18 protein-coding genes are annotated in these 17,114 nt (G+C 60.9%); 4 read left to right on the top strand and 14 right to left on the bottom strand.

What is annotated here, in order from left to right; genetic code table 11:
• Complete coding sequence (locus tag ACIQWS_RS23550) at positions 1-855, top strand: ABC transporter permease (RefSeq protein ID WP_130272160.1); 855 nt, start codon at positions 1-3, stop codon at positions 853-855.
• Positions 856-871: 16 nt separating this feature from the next.
• Entirely contained in the window at positions 872-2,602 is a 1,731-nt protein-coding gene (locus ACIQWS_RS23545; RefSeq protein WP_403184815.1) for a M14 family metallopeptidase, read from the top strand.
• Positions 2,603-2,611: 9 nt separating this feature from the next.
• Here the strand turns inward: ACIQWS_RS23545 and ACIQWS_RS23540 are convergent, their stop codons facing one another.
• From ACIQWS_RS23540 to pcaD, 12 genes are all read right to left on the bottom strand, one after another.
• Positions 2,612-3,517: a DMT family transporter gene (locus ACIQWS_RS23540; RefSeq protein WP_403184813.1), complete on the bottom strand. Its 906-nt coding sequence runs from the start codon at positions 3,515-3,517 to the stop codon at positions 2,612-2,614.
• A 193-nt stretch (positions 3,518-3,710) separates the two neighbouring features.
• Positions 3,711-4,514, bottom strand: a complete 804-nt coding sequence (locus ACIQWS_RS23535; protein WP_403184811.1) for an alpha/beta fold hydrolase — start codon at positions 4,512-4,514, stop codon at positions 3,711-3,713.
• 28 nt (positions 4,515-4,542) lie between these two features.
• Positions 4,543-5,262, bottom strand: a complete 720-nt coding sequence (locus ACIQWS_RS23530) for an ABC transporter ATP-binding protein (RefSeq protein WP_403184809.1) — start codon at positions 5,260-5,262, stop codon at positions 4,543-4,545.
• The gene (locus ACIQWS_RS23525; protein ID WP_346305952.1) at positions 5,243-6,007 is read right to left on the bottom strand and encodes an ABC transporter ATP-binding protein; all 765 of its coding nucleotides are present in this window, start codon (positions 6,005-6,007) and stop codon (positions 5,243-5,245) included. The genes ACIQWS_RS23530 and ACIQWS_RS23525 overlap by 20 nt, the downstream gene beginning before the upstream one ends.
• Positions 6,004-7,011 (bottom strand): branched-chain amino acid ABC transporter permease, encoded by a 1,008-nt coding sequence (locus ACIQWS_RS23520; protein WP_403184805.1) that lies wholly within the window; start codon positions 7,009-7,011, stop codon positions 6,004-6,006. The genes ACIQWS_RS23525 and ACIQWS_RS23520 overlap by 4 nt, the downstream gene beginning before the upstream one ends.
• Position 7,012: 1 nt before the next feature.
• Positions 7,013-7,876 carry a branched-chain amino acid ABC transporter permease gene (locus ACIQWS_RS23515; protein ID WP_403184803.1) on the bottom strand — a complete coding sequence of 288 codons (864 nt, stop codon included), beginning with the start codon at positions 7,874-7,876 and terminating at the stop codon, positions 7,013-7,015.
• A 225-nt stretch (positions 7,877-8,101) separates the two neighbouring features.
• Positions 8,102-9,274: an ABC transporter substrate-binding protein gene (locus tag ACIQWS_RS23510; RefSeq protein WP_403184801.1), complete on the bottom strand. Its 1,173-nt coding sequence runs from the start codon at positions 9,272-9,274 to the stop codon at positions 8,102-8,104.
• A gap of 130 nt (positions 9,275-9,404) precedes the next feature.
• A complete protein-coding gene (locus ACIQWS_RS23505) occupies positions 9,405-10,478 on the bottom strand; it encodes a 3-carboxy-cis,cis-muconate cycloisomerase (RefSeq protein WP_403184798.1) in 1,074 nt (357 codons plus the stop codon).
• A gap of 3 nt (positions 10,479-10,481) precedes the next feature.
• Positions 10,482-11,096 carry a protocatechuate 3,4-dioxygenase subunit alpha gene (gene pcaG / locus ACIQWS_RS23500; RefSeq protein WP_403184796.1) on the bottom strand — a complete coding sequence of 205 codons (615 nt, stop codon included), beginning with the start codon at positions 11,094-11,096 and terminating at the stop codon, positions 10,482-10,484.
• On the bottom strand, positions 11,096-11,836 hold the full coding sequence (gene pcaH / locus ACIQWS_RS23495) for a protocatechuate 3,4-dioxygenase subunit beta (RefSeq protein WP_403184794.1): 741 nt from the start codon (positions 11,834-11,836) through the stop codon (positions 11,096-11,098). Before pcaH ends, pcaG begins: the two co-directional genes overlap by 1 nt.
• Before the next feature lie 12 nt (positions 11,837-11,848).
• Positions 11,849-12,253, bottom strand: a complete 405-nt coding sequence (pcaC, locus tag ACIQWS_RS23490) for a 4-carboxymuconolactone decarboxylase (RefSeq protein WP_346305946.1) — start codon at positions 12,251-12,253, stop codon at positions 11,849-11,851.
• The gene (gene pcaD, locus ACIQWS_RS23485; protein ID WP_403184792.1) at positions 12,250-13,056 is read right to left on the bottom strand and encodes a 3-oxoadipate enol-lactonase; all 807 of its coding nucleotides are present in this window, start codon (positions 13,054-13,056) and stop codon (positions 12,250-12,252) included. Before pcaD ends, pcaC begins: the two co-directional genes overlap by 4 nt.
• 99 nt (positions 13,057-13,155) lie before the next feature.
• On the opposite strand from pcaD, the gene pcaQ reads away from it, so the two are divergent.
• The gene (pcaQ, locus tag ACIQWS_RS23480) at positions 13,156-14,103 is read left to right on the top strand and encodes a pca operon transcription factor PcaQ (RefSeq protein WP_403184790.1); all 948 of its coding nucleotides are present in this window, start codon (positions 13,156-13,158) and stop codon (positions 14,101-14,103) included.
• On the opposite strand, the gene ACIQWS_RS23475 is transcribed toward pcaQ, so the two are convergent.
• Together ACIQWS_RS23475 and pobA are read right to left on the bottom strand one after the other, a co-directional pair.
• A complete protein-coding gene (locus ACIQWS_RS23475; RefSeq protein ID WP_403184865.1) occupies positions 14,076-14,849 on the bottom strand; it encodes an APH(3')-II family aminoglycoside O-phosphotransferase in 774 nt (257 codons plus the stop codon). The two genes, pcaQ and ACIQWS_RS23475, sit on opposite strands and share 28 nt — an antisense overlap.
• Positions 14,850-14,945: 96 nt before the next feature.
• Positions 14,946-16,118, bottom strand: coding sequence for a 4-hydroxybenzoate 3-monooxygenase (gene pobA, locus ACIQWS_RS23470; RefSeq protein ID WP_403184787.1), 1,173 nt, complete (start codon positions 16,116-16,118; stop codon positions 14,946-14,948).
• Between the two features lie 112 nt (positions 16,119-16,230).
• Between pobA and ACIQWS_RS23465 the strand changes: the two genes are divergently transcribed.
• The gene (locus ACIQWS_RS23465; RefSeq protein WP_403184785.1) at positions 16,231-17,109 is read left to right on the top strand and encodes a helix-turn-helix domain-containing protein; all 879 of its coding nucleotides are present in this window, start codon (positions 16,231-16,233) and stop codon (positions 17,107-17,109) included.
• Positions 17,110-17,114: the final 5 nt, after the last annotated feature.

Below are 17,114 nucleotides of genomic sequence, written 5' to 3'. Positions count from 1 at the left end.
ATGTCTGCCGTAGCCTCCACCCCTCGATTTGCGCGGTTCCGCAATCTGGAATTCATCCTCGGCGCGCTGCTCGCCGGCGGCATGTGCCTCGCCGTCATCTTCTCCAGCGTCATCTTTCCGGGCGGTGCCGAAAAGATCGACCTGATGGCGCGCCTGCTGCCGCCTTTCATGAAATGGGCGCATCCCTTCGGCACCGACCCGCTCGGCCGTGACGTGCTGGCACGGGTGATCACCGGCGGCAAGATTTCGCTGCAGGTCGGCTTCATCTCCGTTGCCGGCGCCGTCATCATCGGCGTGGTGATGGGCCTGATCTCCGGTTATTACCGCGGCTTCTGGGACATGGTGGTGATGCGCTTTGCCGACGTGCAGCTCGCCATGCCGTTCATCCTTCTTGCCATCACCTTCATTGCCATTGCCGGCGGCGGCCTGACCAACATGATCATCCTGCTGATCGTCTCGCAATGGGTGCAATATGCCCGGCTGGTGCGCGGCTCGGTGCTGTCGCTGCGCGACAGAGAATTCATCCTCTCGGCCCGCGCTATCGGCGTGAAAGACCACCGCATTCTGTTCCAGCACCTGCTGCCGAACCTGATCGGTCCGGTCATCGTGCTGATGACCCTCAACGTCGCCACCAACATCCTGCTGGAGAGCAGCCTGACCTTTCTCGGCCTTGGCGTCGATCCGCTGATCCCGAGCTGGGGCGGCATGCTCGCGGACGGACGCACCTATCTGCAGAATGCCTGGTGGGTCAGCGTCTTTCCCGGTCTCGCCATTCTCCTGACCGTACTGGGCTTGAACCTTCTGGGCGATTGGCTGCGCGACAGCCTTGATCCCACCGGACGAACATCGCGCTAATCAACAGTGAATTGAAATGACACTTATTTATGAAAGCGGGTTCAACCGCACCCTCGACCAGCTCCTCGCAACCTATGGCGAGGCGACGGCCCGCGGCACGCGTCTCGAAGCCTGGCTGTTTGAGGATGCGCCGAGCCGGCGTGCCGCCGAGGAAAAGCTTGCGGCCATCGGCGTTAAGGCGCGCTTGCGCAGCGCCTACAAGCCGCTCCTGCATTTCTTTCTGGAAGAAGTCGATATCCCCGCCCTCAAGAGCATCGCCATCGCCTATCCCGTGCACGAAAACTGCCCGCAGAACCGCTTTCTCCTGGAAACCTATCCGCTGGCGGCGCTGACCGGCACCGCCGAGCTGCGCTTTGAAACCGGCAGCAGCGCACCCTTCACCTATGATGTGACGCTGGTCTACAAGGACGGCCGCAAGGCTGAGCACACGATTTTCGCCCCCAATCGCATCCATACGGATTTCATTGGCGAAACCCTTGTCTCGCCCGCCGGCTGGATCCGGCTGAACGGCGCCTTCGAGGGCACGCGCCTCGAGACCGACTACGAAGCCCTGTTCGCCAATGCCATGCGCGCCGTGATCGATCACGGCTGGGGCAATACCGAGCCCTATTTCGGCGAGCTCAACATCCGCGCAACTCTGCCCATGGCCGACCAGCCGCTGCCATTCGGCGATGAAGTCATCAGCCTGCGCGAGGCGCTGCACGAAGACTTCTATTTTTCGCTGCTGGAAGTATTCCAGAAAAAATCCGGCCGTCCGCTCGGCGACCGCGGGCTGCAGCCCGGGCAGATCATACCGGAGATCACCGAAGGCGAGGGTGCTCCTGCGGTCCGGATCGAAACCCGCACGCTCGATACATCCGAAACATCCGGCGAGGCACAGTCTCTTGCGACGGCGCATGCGCCCATCTTCGTTGCACAGGTCCGCACGGAACTTTCCGGCATCGAGGGTGAAACCTTCGAGGCACGCTCTCGTGCCGGGAGGGCGGTTCAAGCCCGCTACCACAGGGGCACCGATGCCGCCGTCATGATCAGCGGCGGCCAGCACCCGAATGAAACAACTGGTATCATCGGTGCGTTGCGCGGAGCGCAGGCACTTGCGAGCCGTCCGGGCGCGCATTTCACCATTTCGCCGCTGGAAAATCCGGATGGTTACGCCGTGCATCATCGTCTGCGCGCCGACAATCCGCGCCACATGCACCATGCGGCGCGCTACACGGCGCTGGGCGACGACCTGGAGTACCGCACCGCCGCTCAGCCCCATGAGAAAGCGATCCGCTTTGAGGCGCAGCGCCTGAGTGGCGCGCGCCTGCACATCAACCTGCATGGCTACCCCGCCCACGAATGGACGCGGCCGCTTTCCGGTTATGTGCCGCGCGGCTTTGCCATGTGGACCCTGCCGAAAGGTTTCTTCCTCATCATGCGTTACCAGCACGGATGGGAAGAGCGGGCCGAGCGCTTCATCGATGCGGTGACCCGGCGCCTGGCCGCCGTGCCCGGGCTCGTCGCCTTCAACGACACGCAGATCAGCCTCTACGAAACCCATGCGGGTGAAACCGGTTTCCGCATCATCAACGGCTTTCCCTGCATGATCTCGGTCGATGACAGGCATGACGTGCCGTTGACGCTGATCACGGAATATCCCGATGAAACGATATATGGCGACGCGTTCATCGCCGGACATACCGCGCAGATGGAAACCGTTCTTGCCGCATATGATGCGTTTCAGATGATCGAATCCGTGGCCTGAGTGGAGGCCTCAGTGTTGGGTTTGCCCACTCAGCGTGATCAACATGACAGCGGTGATGGTGACGGCGGTACCGGCCAATTGTAGAGGCGTCATCATCTCATCCAGAAAAACAAAGGCCATGCCCAAGCCGAAAACCGGCGTCAGATTAAGAAAACTGCCTGCGACGTTCGCGCTGATCAAGCCCAGCGCCCGCATGTAAAGCGAGAAGCCCAGCGCATATTGGATAATACCGGATACAAGAACCAGCAGCCATATTCGAAGGGACTGGGGCAAGCCTATACCGTCCGGAGACAAGAGCCATTCCACCGGAAGCAAAACCAAGGCGAAGACCAGAGCCACGGTTTGTTGCCACGCGACGATAACGATCGGGCTGGTTTTCAACGCAATGCGCGACGATAGAACGACATAAATCGCGGCTACGGCTGTCGCAAAAAACATCAACGTGACGCCAAAAGCCCCATTGCCCGTTGCTTCACTGAAATTGAGCAGACCCAAGGCAACCACCAGGCCCGCAAGAGCGACGACGGATAGAACCAGAAAGCGCCCCGTCGGTGCCACGCGCAGGATAACGACGGATGCCACCACGATCATGATGGCTTCCGATGACTGGATGAGTGTGGCTGCGCCCGCCTTCATGTCCGTCAGACCGATAAGACCAAGCAGATAGGCCAGGCCGGGCTCGAGCAGCCCGAGCCAGGCATATCGCATAATCTCCCGCCAACGTCCGGACGCAGTTCGTTGCCCCCAGACAACCAGCCACAACATCGCAACACTGCCAGCCAACTGTAGAACCAGGAGGGACACCGGCGAAACATCGGCCAAGACAGATTTTGACATCACGGTCGCTGTTCCCCAGCACAGCGCCGCGAGCATCGCTGCACCTATCCCGGCATGAAAACTCGAAAGACTTTTCACGGGTAACTTCCTGTTTCAAATCACTCTGGTCTGAAGTGCCGGGCTGCGTGATTCAGGCGCAAGCCCAGCGTATTCAGTAAAATCAAAAATGAAAATTCTACCGCCTGTCGAAATATTGACAGCACGGCATGATGATAGCCAAAATCACATAGCACGGAATGCGCGAGAGGTATTTGAGACTAAAGTCCAAGACTCAAGGCAATTTGTCGAGGAAACTCAGCACCGTCTTGTTGAACAGTTCCGGCCTCTGCAGTGGAGCGAAATGGCTGACGCCGGGCAGGCCGATCAGTTCGGCGTGGGGAATGCTGCGGGCGAGATAGGCAGCGTGTTCGGGTTTGATGAACTCGTCATGCTCGCTCTGCACGATGGAAACAGGCACGCGGATTCTGCCAAGATCGGCGGTGGTATAATTGGGTTCGGTCTGCATCATCAGGCTGACCGCGCCGACAAACGCGTCGAAGTCATCCGGCGTTGCCGAGAGCGCTGCATAATCCTTCTTGTGGCGGGCAAAACACCGGTCGATCACCGGTGTCGGCACGAATTCCCGGGTGCCGCTCGGGTCCATGTTGCAGCCGAAGAAGAAAACACCCGTGACGCGATCCGGTTTCTGGCTGGCGAGCACCAGCGCAATGCAGGCACCGTCGCTCCAGCCGACAAGGGCCGCTTTTGCAAGCTGCAATCTATCCATGACAGCCAGAACATCCGACGCCATCAGGTGATAGGTATAGGGCCGCTCGTCCCGCGTGCTGCGGCCATGGCCGCGGCTGTCGATGACGATGACCCGGCGGCCGGAATGGACCAGGGCCGGAAGCTGATACCCCCAGTTGCCGCTGTGACCGAGGCCGCCATGCAGGAGGATCACCGGAGCGCCGGAGCCGTAGGACGCATACCAGATCCGGGCGCCCTCGTGCTCGACATAGCCTTCACCGCTTGCCGCGGGCAAAGGCGCCGCGCCATCCGCCTCGAACATCGTCAGATCGTCGTCCTTGAATGTCATAGTAACCATTCCCAATCGCAACAAGGCTTCAATGGGCAAGGCTCGACACGCCAAGCAGCTGATGAACCGTTTCATCGTCCTTGGACAATTGCTCCGACGAGCCGTCCCAGACGATGCGCCCGCGTTCGAGAATAATGACACGCTCGGCAAATTCCAAGGCGCTCTGGATACGTTGCTCCACCAGGAGGATCGTCATTTCACCGCTGGAAGCGAGGCGTGAAAATGCCGCCATCAGTTCCTCGCAGATAACCGGCGCCAGTCCCTCCAGCGGTTCGTCCAGAAGCAGCAGGGAAGGGCGGCCAAGGATCGTGCGGGCCGTGGACAGCATCTGCTGTTCGCCGCCCGACAGTTTTGAGCCGGAATTGGTGCGGCGTTCGTACAGGCGCGGAAACATGTCATAGGCTTCCTGCAATGCGCTGCGCGGCCTGCCTTTCAGACCGACGAACAGATTTTCCTCCACCGTCAGCGATGGAAAAATCGCCCGTGACTGCGGAACGAAGCCGAGCCCGCTCCAGGCGCGCGCGGCGCTGTCCATCGCGGTCAGGTCGCTGTTGCCGAGTTTGATGGTCCCGTCATAGCGCTTCGTCTGTCCGGCAAGCGTTGCGAACAATGTCGTCTTACCGACACCGTTGCGGCCGAGCACGGCCACGCGTGACCCGGCTGCCGCGGTGAAAGAAATATTCTCGATCACCCGCGTCGGGCCATAGCCCGCACAGAGATTTTCCACTTCAAGCTGCGCTGCTGGCATGGGCATAGCTCCCCAGATAGGCTTCGCGCACCCGCGCATCTTCGGTCACGTCGCGCGGCGAACCATCGAAGATGACGGCCCCTGCGGCGAGCACCACGACCCGCTTGGCAAAGCGGAAAACGAGATCCATGTCATGCTCGATCATCAGCACCGCGAGATCGTCGGGCAGTTGCGCAAGCGCATTTTCGATCAGGAACGTATCGCTGTGCGGCACGCCCGCCGCCGGTTCATCCAGCAGCAGCACCTTCGGGCGCAGCGCCATTGCCAGGGCAATTTCCAGGAGGCGCTGCTGGCCATAGGCAATCGCGCCCACCGGCACGGATGCAAGCGCACCGAGATTGAGCGTTTCAAGGATGCCGCGCATTTCGCGCATAACCTGCGGCATGGCATGAAAATTCCCGGCCATGCGCCCGGATTTGCCCTCGCGCTGCAGGATGGCCAGCGCCACATGCTCCTCGGGCGTCATCTCCGGGAACAACCGGGTGACCTGAAAGGAACGCACGAGCCCGGCACGCACACGCCGCATCGGACTGAAGCGGGATATGTCCTCGCCATCCATCAGCACCCGTCCGGAACTCGCCTGCAGGTGCCCCGTCACCAGATTGACAAAGGTGGTTTTCCCCGCGCCGTTCGGGCCGATCAGCGCCAGCCGGTCTCCCCGCGCCATGGACAGCGAAACATCCCGGGTGACATCCAGTCCGCCAAAGGATTTTTTCAGCCGTTCGACTGCAAAGACCGCACTCATGGATTGCTCCTTGCAAAACGTCTGGCGAGATCTGCCGCCGTGCCATAGAGCCCCTTCGGTGCGAAGAGCACCACGGCAATCAGCAAGGCGCCGACAATGGTCAGCCAGTGGAACGGGTTGGCGGCGGAGACCACATGTTCGAACCACATGAACACGACCGTGCCGGCAAGCGCGCCAAAGAGCGAGCCCGCACCGCCCAGCACCAGCATGACCAGCGCCTCGGCTGAGTTGGTGAAGCTCAGGCTGTCGAGCCCGACGACCTGCGTTGACACCGCATTGAGCGCACCGCCAATGCCGGCGACGGCGCCCGATATCACATACATCCTGATCAGGCTCGCCTTGACCGAAGCACCCATGGCGCTGACGCGGACAGGGTCCTGGCGGATGCCGCGGCACAGCATGCCGAAGGGCGAGCGCACGAGGATACGCAGGAGAACAAAGACAGCGATGAGCAGGACGATACCGAAGACGTAGGCCGTCCGCCCCCAGAGATCGAAGGCAAAGAGCCCAAACAGCGGATCGGGTGCAATACCCGAGAGGCCGTCGCTGCCGCCAGTATAGGTGGATGCCTTGTTGGCCGCTTCATGGAAGAGGTGAATGACCGCAATGGACAGGACCAGTTGGGCAAGGCCATGGCCGCGCAGGATGACGACGCCGGAGACAAGACCGGCCACGGCTCCGGCGATGGCGCCGATAGCGATCATGCTGATCGGTTCGGTGATGCCGAAGGTGACGGCAGCTATGCCTGCCGCATAGGCCCCTGCACCGAACAATGCGGCATGGCCGAGGGTTGCAACACCGCAATAACCGGTGACGAGGTCAAGCGACAGCACCAGCAGCATGATAGCAATGATGCGGGTCAGCAGCGCCAGGTTGTCCGGAAACAGGACGTAGCCGCCGATGGCAGCCAGGACGATGACGGCAACGCCGATAAGATCACGCTGCCATGGCCTGCCCATGCGGACAGCCGGAGCGGCGGACGGGGAGATGTCGGTGGCACTCATGTCATTTCGCCCTTCCGAGAAGGCCGCGCGGAAACACCCAGACGATGGCAATCACCGCGAGATAGAAGAAGAATTCGCCATATTCTGGCACGAGATAGCGCCCTGTCGTATCGATGGCGCCAAGCAGAAGGCAGGCAATGAGGGCGCCGGGAATGGAACCGGCGCCGCCGACCGAAACGACAACGAGGAAGGTCACCATATAGCGCAGCGCATAATAGGGCTCGACGGGCAAAAGCTCCGCGCCGATCACGCCGCCAAAGGCGGCAAGCCCCACGGCGAGGGCAAAGCTTGCGGCATAGACGATCCGCGTGCGCACGCCGAGCGAAGCGGCCATGGCGGTGTTGTCGACCGAAGCGCGCAGCTTGACTCCGAACGACGTGCGCTCGATGAGAAACCACAGGCCGAGCGCCACGGCAACGCCGCACGCAATGGCAAAGAGCTTGTGGGCGGCAATGGTACGGAAGCCGAGATTGACCGGACCCTGCAGGTCGGCAGGAAGGGGAATGGTTTTCAATGTCGGGCCAAAGACATAATTGGCAAGGCCGATGACGCAGAAGGTGATGCCGATGGTCATCAGCACCTGCGTCAGTTCCGGCGCGCCATAGATGCGGCGATAGAGGAAGCGCTCCAGCGGAATGGCGATGATGATCGTGCCGATGACGGCGAGAATGATGGCAAAACCGTAGGCGAGCCCCAGATCGCGCGCCGCATAGGAGGCGATATAACCGCCGATCATGGCGAAGGCGCCATGGGCGAGGTTGACGACGCGCATCAGCCCCATGGTCACGGACAGGCCGATGGAGATGATGAAAAGCACCATCCCGTAGGCGAGCGCATCGACGCCTATGCTGAAGAAAACCTGCATCAGATCATCCCGCTCACGGAAAGAAGGTTATCACCCCCCTCCGGGCTTCCGCCCATCTCCCCCACAAGGGGGGAGATCACATCGACATCTGCACTTGTACTGACTTTGCGATGTCTCAGAACTGACTGAAACAGTGATGCAGGCTGATCTCCCCCCTTGCGAGGGAGATGTCCGGCAGGACAGAGAGGGGTGCCTGAATCAGATAGATTTCGCATCGGCTATCGCCTATTTGGCCGCAGCCAGACCGGGGTCGGGCTGTTTCTCGAACGTTTTGATTTCCTTGTTGTAATAGGCGCCGTCACTGCCCTTGGCGACTTCGCGCAGATAGATGTTCTGCGTGATGTGCCGGGTTTCCGGATCGATGGACACCGGCCCGCGCGGGCTTTCCCAGGCAAGGCCCTTCACCGCATCGACTGCCTTCTTGGCGTCCTGCTTGCCGCCGGTGGCTTCGATCATCTTGTAGATGACATGCATGCCGTCATAGGCGCCGACTGAAGGGAATGAAAGTTCTGCCGGATTGCCGATGGCCTTGCGCGCGGCCTCGACAAAGGCCCTGTTCTCTGGCGAGTCATGCGCAATGGCATAATGGAACGTGGTGAGGATACCGAGTGCCGCATCGCCAAGCGCCGGCAGATCGGATTCCTGCGTCAGATCGCCGGGCGCCAGAAACTGCACACCGGCTTCCTTCAGGCCGTTCTCATTATAGGCTTTGACAAAGCCGAGCGTCGTCGGACCCGATGGCAGGAAAGCAAAGACGGCCTGCGCCCCGGAATTGCGCACCCGCTGCATGACCGGGCTGAAATCATTGGTCGACAGCGGCATGCGGATGGATTCGACGACCTTGCCGCCCTCCTTCTCGAAGGTGGTCTTGAAGGCGTTTTCCGCATCCACGCCCGGTCCGTAATCGCTGACCACGGTGATGGCCTTCTCGATAACGCGCTCACGGGCAATTTTGGCCATGGGTGCGGACGTCTGCCAGGTGGTGAACGATGTGCGCACCACATAGGGGCTCTTGGTGACAATGGCCGAGGTCGCCGCATTCATAACCACCAGCGGCACATTGGCCTGCTGCAGCAGCGGCGTGACAGCCATGGCATCGGGGGTGAAATAGAAGCCCGCGAGATACTGCACGCCTTCCTTCACCACCAGTTCCTGCGCCAGCGCCTTTGATTGTGCGGGATCGGCCTGCGGCACGTCGCGGTACAGCACTTCGATCGTGTCATTGCCGATCTTGTTGCCATGGGTGGCGATATAGGCGTCAATGCCGGCCTTGAAGTTCTTGCCCTGAATGGCGAACGGACCCGAGAACGGGCCGACCACACCAATCTTGATCACATCGGCATAGGCCACGCCGCCAAGCAGGACGGCTGCCGCTGCAGCCAGAATAAGCTTTTTCATCATTCCTCCCTTTGATCCCCTGCCGGCCAGATCATTCTCCTCATCTGGTCCGTTTGGAATGTTTCGTTCAATGTCTCATACCGGTTGGTAATGTAAAATGAAAACTATGCGCTATTGCATAATCCCTGAGTTATGATTTTTCCGGCGACTTGCCGTTTCCGAGCCCCGTTATGGAAGACAACAGGCTGCTCGTCGCCTGCAGCGATGTCGCTGATGCCATGACCATGGACGGCAGGATCATCCACTCCAGTGTCCACGCCGTGCCGGACCGCTCCTGCTCGTGCACCAGCGCCTGGTGCATGCCGGAAAGCTGCGTGGCGTTGTAGCGGGCGAGTGTGACAAGCAGTTCAGCCTGAACCGGATTCTGCTTGTGCGGCATCGCCGATGAACTTCCCCCGCCACGAAGGCTGATCTCGCCGCCGGATTGTGCAAACAAGGCAATATCCTGCCCGATTTTCCCCAGGCTGCCCGTCACGAGCGAAAGGAAACCGGCGAAATCGGCGATACGGTCGCGCTGGCTGTGCCACTGCGGCGCGTCATGCAGGCCAAGCGCCGCGGCAAGGCGCTGCCGAACGGCATCCGCCTTATCGCCAAGCTTTTCCAGCCTGCCCGCTGCGCCGCCCAGTTGAATGACCGGAAAAGACCGGGCGAGAAAGGCGAGCCGTTCGCTGTCGCGAAACAAGGGTGCCCGCCACGCGTCGATGCGGTCATGAACGGTAATGGGCATAGCCGCCTGCATGCGCGTATGCCCCATCAGGCTGTTTGCGCCAAAGGCAGCCTCGAGCCGATCCAACCCCGCAATCACATCGTCCAGCCCGTCGGCAAGACAGGCAATGGCAGGCTTCAACCGGATCATCAGGCTGGTATCGATGACGTCCTGACTGGTTGCGCCGAAATGCAGGGCGTTCCGATGTTCCTCGGGAATTGTCACACGCAATTGCCACACCAGCTCCGGCACGACGACACCATCGCGGGCGGTCGCGGCCTTCAAGGCCGTCATGTCAGGCACGAAAGACCGGCAGGCTGTTGCAATTGCCCGCGCGGCATCGGCGGAGATGACCGCTTCATCCGCCTGTGCCTGCGCCAGTGCCGCCTCGAAATCGAGCATGGCGGCAATATCGGCGCTGGCGGAAAACCAGTCCGTCGCCGCTTGCGCGCCGAGAAGACCGGAAAGAAACGGATGATCGAAGGGCGAGATACTCATCGGTCAGATATCGAAGAAGACAGTTTCCTTCTCCCCCTGCAGATGGATATCGAAATGATAGGCCGATCCCTCCCGGCGCGCGAGAAGCGTCGGCACGCGGTTGCGGTGCTCGATGCGCAGCAAGACCGGGTCTTCGGTGTTCGCGGCCTCTTCATCAGCGAAATACAGGCGGGTCTGCAGACCGATATTGATACCGCGCGCCACGATCCACAGCGTCACGTGCGGTGCCATCAGTCTGCCGTCCTTATAGGGCACACGGCCGGGTCTGATCGTCTCGAACACATACTCGCCGGTTTCCATATCCGTCGGGCAACGGCCCCAACCGGTGAAGTTGGGATCGGCAGTGCCACGCATTTCCGAGGGGCTGTTGTACAGTCCCGCAGCATCCGCCTGCCAGATTTCCACCAGCGCATCGCGCAGCGGCGTGCCGGTCCCGTCAAAAATCCGGCCGCGCAGGGTGATGCGCTCGCCCAGCGTCCGGTCATTGACCATGGCAACGCCAAGATCGGTAGCGTAAACGCCCGTGATCCCCGAGAAGTTCGGCGTACAGCCGATATGCACATAGGGTCCGGCGGTCTGCGACGGCGTTTCCTTGAGAAAACCCAGGGACTGAACCATTAATTGCCCTCCAGGCGGTTCTCGAACAGCGTGGAACGGCGCCCGCGCAGCACGATATCAAACTTGTAGGCGCGCGCATCCATGGGGATGGTGTTCTGACGGTCGAGCGCGGCGATCAACTGCTCGATGGCCGCCTTGTCGGGGACCGATTTGACGATGGGGCATTGCCAGATCATCGGATCGCCCTCGAAATACATTTGGGTAATCAGCCGCTGGGCAAATCCGTGCCCGAAAACGGAAAAATGGATATGGGCCGGACGCCAGTCATTGACGCCGTTCGGCCAGGGATAGGCGCCGGGCTTGACCGTGCGGAACCGGTAATAGCCATCCTCATCCGTGATGGTGCGGCCGCAGCCGCCAAAGTTCGGATCGAGGGCCGCGAGATAACCTTCGCGCTTGTGGCGGTAGCGTCCGCCGGCATTGGCCTGCCAGAATTCGAGCAGCGCACCCGCCACACCGAGACCGCGCTCGTCCACCACGCGGCCATGCACGATGATGCGCTGGCCGATGGCGCTTTCACCCGGCCGGGCAAAATTGTGGATCAGGTCCGCATCGAGTTCGCCGAGCAGCGCATGGCCGAATACCGGACCAGTGATTTCCGACAGTGTATTGTCGAGCGACAACAGCGCCCGTTGCGGCGAGCGGACGACGCTTGTCTTGTAGTCCGGCGTACAGGCAGGCGGATGCCATTGCCTGTCGCGCTGGAAGAATGCTCCGGTTTCCGGTTTTCTATTGGACACAGTTGCCTCCCATCACGCGGCCTGTCCGGCCTCGAGTTCCTTATAGACCTGTTTTGCCAGCTTGATGGCATGGTTTGCCGCCGGAACACCCGCATAAATTGCAACGTGCAGCAGGGCTTCGCAGATATCGTCCTGTGTCGCACCCGTATTGGCCGTCGCGCGGATATGCATGGTCAATTCGTCATCCTGACCAAGCGCGGCCAGGAGCGCGATGGTGACAATCGAGCGTTCGCGCTTCGTCCAGCCGGGCCGCGACCAGACATGCCCCCACGCCGCCTCGGTGATCAGTTCCTGGAAGGGCTGATCGAAATCGGTCTTGGTGGTTTCCACCCGGTTGACATGCTCTTCGCCCAGCACGACGCGGCGCGTGGCCATGCCCTGCAGATAACGCCGCGATGGGGCAGCCGTATCCGTCATGATTTCCCTCCAAGCTTGAATTCATCGACAAAGGCCCTGATCACGGCGACCAGCGTTTCCGGCTGTTCGACACAGGGAATATGGCCCGCATCCCGGATCACCTCATAGCGCGCACGCGGGATGAGCTTTGCCAGTTCGAGCACCAGATCCGGCGGCGTCGAGCCGTCCTGATCCCCAACAATGCAGATGGCCGGCACCGCGATGCGCTTTGCCGCTTCGGTGAAATCCGCATCGCGCAGCGCAGCGCAGGTACCGCTGTAGCCATCGGGAGGCTGGCGGATAAGCATGTTGCGGTAGCCGGTCAGATCATTGGCCCGCTCCCGGTGGAAGGCCGGGGTGAACCAGCGCTGCAGGATCGTGTCGGCAATGGATGCGATGCCATTCCGGGTCACGGCATCGATGCGCGCATTCCAGAAATCGGCCGTGCCGATCCTGTGCGCGGTATCGCACAGGACCAGAGCCTGCACGAGTTCCGGTCGTTTCGCATAAAGTCCCTGCGCCACGAGCCCGCCGACGGACAGACCGCAGATGACGGCATCCTTGACCGAGAGGTAGTCGAGCAAACCCGCGAGATCACCGACATGATCGTCGATACTGTAAGGAGGCGCTCCCAGATCGGAAAGGCCATGTCCACGCATGTCATAGGTGACGACGGCAAACTCTCCGACCAGACGCACGATCACGTCACGCCAGATGCGAAAATCCGTACCGAGGGAGTTGGCGAAAACCAGCACGGGCTTGCCTGCGGGCGCGCTGATCAACTGGTAATGCAGCGTGACGCCATTGATGTGAGCAAATTGCACCGAAATCCTCCCGGTCAGTTATGTCGATAATGGATTATGCATTTGGTTCAGTAAAATGATATCTTGCCGCATTCGCTTAACCCCGGGGTTATGAAATATATGATCGACGGCCGTATCAAGTTCCGCCACCTGCAGACTTTTCTCGAAGTTGCCCGCCAGAAAAGCGTGATGAAGGCGGCGGCGATTCTTCATATCAGCCAACCGGCTGTAACCAAAACCATTCGAGAAATGGAAGAGGTGCTCGGGGTTGCCATGTTCGAGCGCGACGGGCGCGGCATCCGCATCACCCGGTTCGGGGAGGTTTTCCTGCGCTATGCGGGGGCCGCGATCACCGCGCTGCGGCAGGGCATCGATTCCGTCAGCAACGAGCAGTCGGGCGAGGGGATTCCCGTCCGGGTGGGTGCCTTGCCGACGGTTTCCACCCGCATCATGCCGCAGGCCATCAGCCTGTTCCTGCAGGAGAAGACACAGAGCCGGCTGAAAATCGTCACCGGCGAAAATGCCGTGCTGCTCGAACAATTGCGGCTCGGCGATCTCGATCTCGTGGTCGGACGGCTGGCGGCGCCGGAAAAAATGACCGGCTTTTCCTTCGAACATCTCTATTCCGAACAGGTGGTGTTTGCCGTCAGTGCCCGCCATCCCCTGCTCAATGCCAGCGAGGACATTTTCAATCGCCTTGCCGAATTCCCGGTGCTGATGCCGACGCGGGCCTCCATCATCCGGCCCTTCGTCGACCGGTTTCTCATCGCCAATGGCGTGGCCAAGCTGCCGCATCAGATCGAGACGGTCTCCGATGCTTTTGGCCGGGCTTTCGTCCGCTCGCATCAGGCGGTGTGGATCATTTCCGCAGGGGTGGTTGCCAGCGATATCGCCGACGGAACGCTTGCGTTGCTGCCCATCGACACGACCGAGACCAAGGGACCGGTTGGCCTGACAACCCGCGCGGACGTTACCCCGTCATTGCCGCTGATGATCCTGATGCAGACCATCCGCGAGGCGGCGGGGGAGATGAAACCGGATCAGAAAAACTCGTCGAGCAGCCGGTAATAAGCCAGCTTTGCCGGATCGGCCTGCATCAGGCCGTAGCAATCCAGAAAAAGCTCCACTCTTTCGTCGCCGAAATTATCCGCAATGCTGCGGCATGCCAGCGCAATATCCTGGTAGCGATCGGCAAGACCAAGCCGGCCGCAGTCGATATAGCCGGTGAAGATGCCATTCCCGGCCATGAAATTCGGCAGGCAGGCATCGCCGTGGGTAACAACCACATCTCCAACCATCGGCTTTTCGGCCACCAGCCGGCTGAAAAGGTCAGATGCCGTCTTTCCCAGCATATCGTCGTCGAAATCCGTCTCGTCCACCAGCCCGGCCTGCATGCGGGCCCGCGCGGCTTCAATGCGCCCGTCAAGCCGGTGATCGAACGGACAGGTCGCGGGATCGAGCGCATGCAGCTGGCGCAGCGCCCCGGCAAAAATCCGGATACGCGTTTCGATGGATAATGAATCGGCCGAGGCAAGATCGTCACCGGGAACCCCGCTCATCAACAGCCAGAAGCGGCCCGCATGGGCGCCCTCGAAGAGAACATCGGGGCAGGGCATATCGCGGGAGGACAGCCAGCGAAGCCGCGCCGCCTCATCGGGCAACTCACCGTAAGGGCTAACGGCTTCGACCTTGATGAAGAGCCGGGGCAAGCCTTCGCCTTGCAGCATGAAAACCTGCGCATTGGAACAGCCGAGCGCGTCGCGGCTCCAGCAGTAGCCCGCGACGAGAGCTTGCAGTTGTGGCGGCACAAGCATCGCGTCCGGCGGATTTGTTGTCGCGGTCATGGGAATGTCCGGTTTCAGGCGTGTTCTCAGGCACGCATATGCGTGCGGTGGAACCGAAGCAATAACCTAAAACGGCAGTCCCACATAGTTCTCGGCAAGCGCCGTTGATGCCGCCCGGGAGTGGGTGAGATAATCGAGTTCGGCTTCCTGTATTTTCTGGCCGAATGCGCCGGTATCGGGAAAGCGATGCATCAGCATCGTCATCGACCAGGAAAACCGCACGGCCTTCCACACACGTAGAAGTGCACGGCGCGAATAATCATCAAGGCCCGCCATGCTCTTGTCGGTGTAATAGTCACGCAGACTCTCGAACAGATAATGCACGTCACTGGCCGCCAGATTGAGACCCTTTGCCCCCGTCGGCGGCACGATGTGGGCGGCATCGCCAGCCAGGAACAAACGGCCGAAGCGCATGGGTTCGGCCACGAACGAGCGAAGCGGCGCGATGGACTTTTCAAATGACGGGCCTGTTGTGACGGCGGCCGCATCCTCTTCCGGCAGCCGGCGCCGCAACTCATCCCAGAACCGGTCGTCGGACCAGTCCTCCACCCTGTCGTCCAGCGGGCACTGCACGTAATAGCGGCTGCGCGTCAGGGAGCGCATCGAGCACAGTGCAAAGCCGCGTGGATGGTTGGCATAGATCAGCTCGTGTGCCGCCGGAGGCACCTCCGCCAGAACACCGAGCCAGCCAAAGGGGTAGGTGCGTTCGAACGTCCGGATCGCCTCCGCCGGCACGGACCGGCGGCTGACCCCATGGAATCCGTCGCACCCGGCAATGAAGTCGCAATCGATGCGGTTGGGTCTGCCGTCCCTTTCGAAGGTGACGAACGGCTTTTCCCCGTCGAAATCATGAATGGCAACGTTCTGCGCTCCGTAAAATGCCGGGGCGCCGCTTGCCTCGCGCTGCTGCATCAGATCACGGGTCATCTCGGTCTGGCCGTACACCGTCACCCGCTTGCCGCCTGTCAGGCCGAACAGATCGATGCGATGATTGCGCCCGTCGAACGCCAGCGAAAAGCCGTCATGCGGCAGGCCTTCCGCATGCAGACGGGCGCTGGCGCCCGCCTCGTCCAGCAGCCGCACCGTGCCCTCTTCCAGCACTCCGGCGCGCACGCGCCCCAGAATATGGTCCTTGCCCGACCGGTCGAGGATGATGTTGTCGATACCGGCCCGGGTCAGAAGCTGACCGAGCAGAAGCCCGGCAGGTCCAGACCCGATGATAGCCACGTGCGTGCGCATGATGCCTCCCAGCATGAAATAATTGCGCAAGGCTAGCGGCAGGACGCAACTGAACAATGGACTTCTCAGGCAAAAAACAGGACAATCTGAACATTGGGGACGGGAGGAACCGATGAGCGGCGCAGTACCAACCTATGATCTCTACGGCGAAAACCATCCGAAACGGCCGGATTTCTGGCTGCATTGGGAGACAATCGCCTCCAGAAGCCAATTGCACAATTGGGAGATCAAAACCCATCGCCATGCGGCATTCTTTCAGATTTTGTACTTTCGCGGCGGAACCGGCGATGCGGTTTTCGGCGCGCACAGCCATCCCATACAGCCGCCGGTCATGATCACCGTGCCGCCGCAATGCGAGCATGGTTTCCGGTTTTCCCGGGATATGGATGGCATCGTCATCACCATGCTGGCCGCGCGCTTCGGGTCTTCCGGCCGCACCATCTGCGACGCCGGCATGCCGCCGCGATTGATTTCGCTCGTACCCGATCACGCCGATGCAGCGTTTCTGACGCACAGTCTCGAACGCCTGTGCGCTGAGCTGGTATCGGGCGGCGCCTTTCACGACGATTTGGTGGAATCCTATCTCAAATCCATCGTTCTTCTGGCCGCGCGCATGACCGCCCCGGAACTGCCGCCCGGCGGTGAAAGCTCCAGTACGGAAGAGCGCCTGAAACTGCTGAACATCATGGTCAACCGGCATTTCCGCGAACATCGCCCGGCGGAATTCTATGCCGGACACCTCGGTTTGTCGGCAACCCATCTCAACCGCATCGTCAAGGCGGCGACGGGGCAGAGCACCAATGGCCTGCTGGCACGCCGCCTTGCCGATCAGGCGAAGCGCGATCTGGTGTTCACCTCTGCCAGTATCAAGCAGATCGCCTATGATCTCGGCTTTGCTGATCCGGCTTATTTCACCCGGTTTTTCACCCGGGAGACCGGCGCGACACCCCGGCAGTACCGCACCGAGCAAAGCGCCAGAATGGCTGTCTGAACCGA

Origin of the sequence: Phyllobacterium sp. NPDC097923, from assembly GCF_044760925.1 — a bacterium.
Taxonomy (GTDB): Bacteria; Pseudomonadota; Alphaproteobacteria; order Rhizobiales; family Rhizobiaceae; genus Phyllobacterium; species Phyllobacterium calauticae.
The sequence above is the reverse complement of the archived record's forward strand: the minus strand, read 5'-3'. Positions and strand labels throughout refer to the sequence as shown.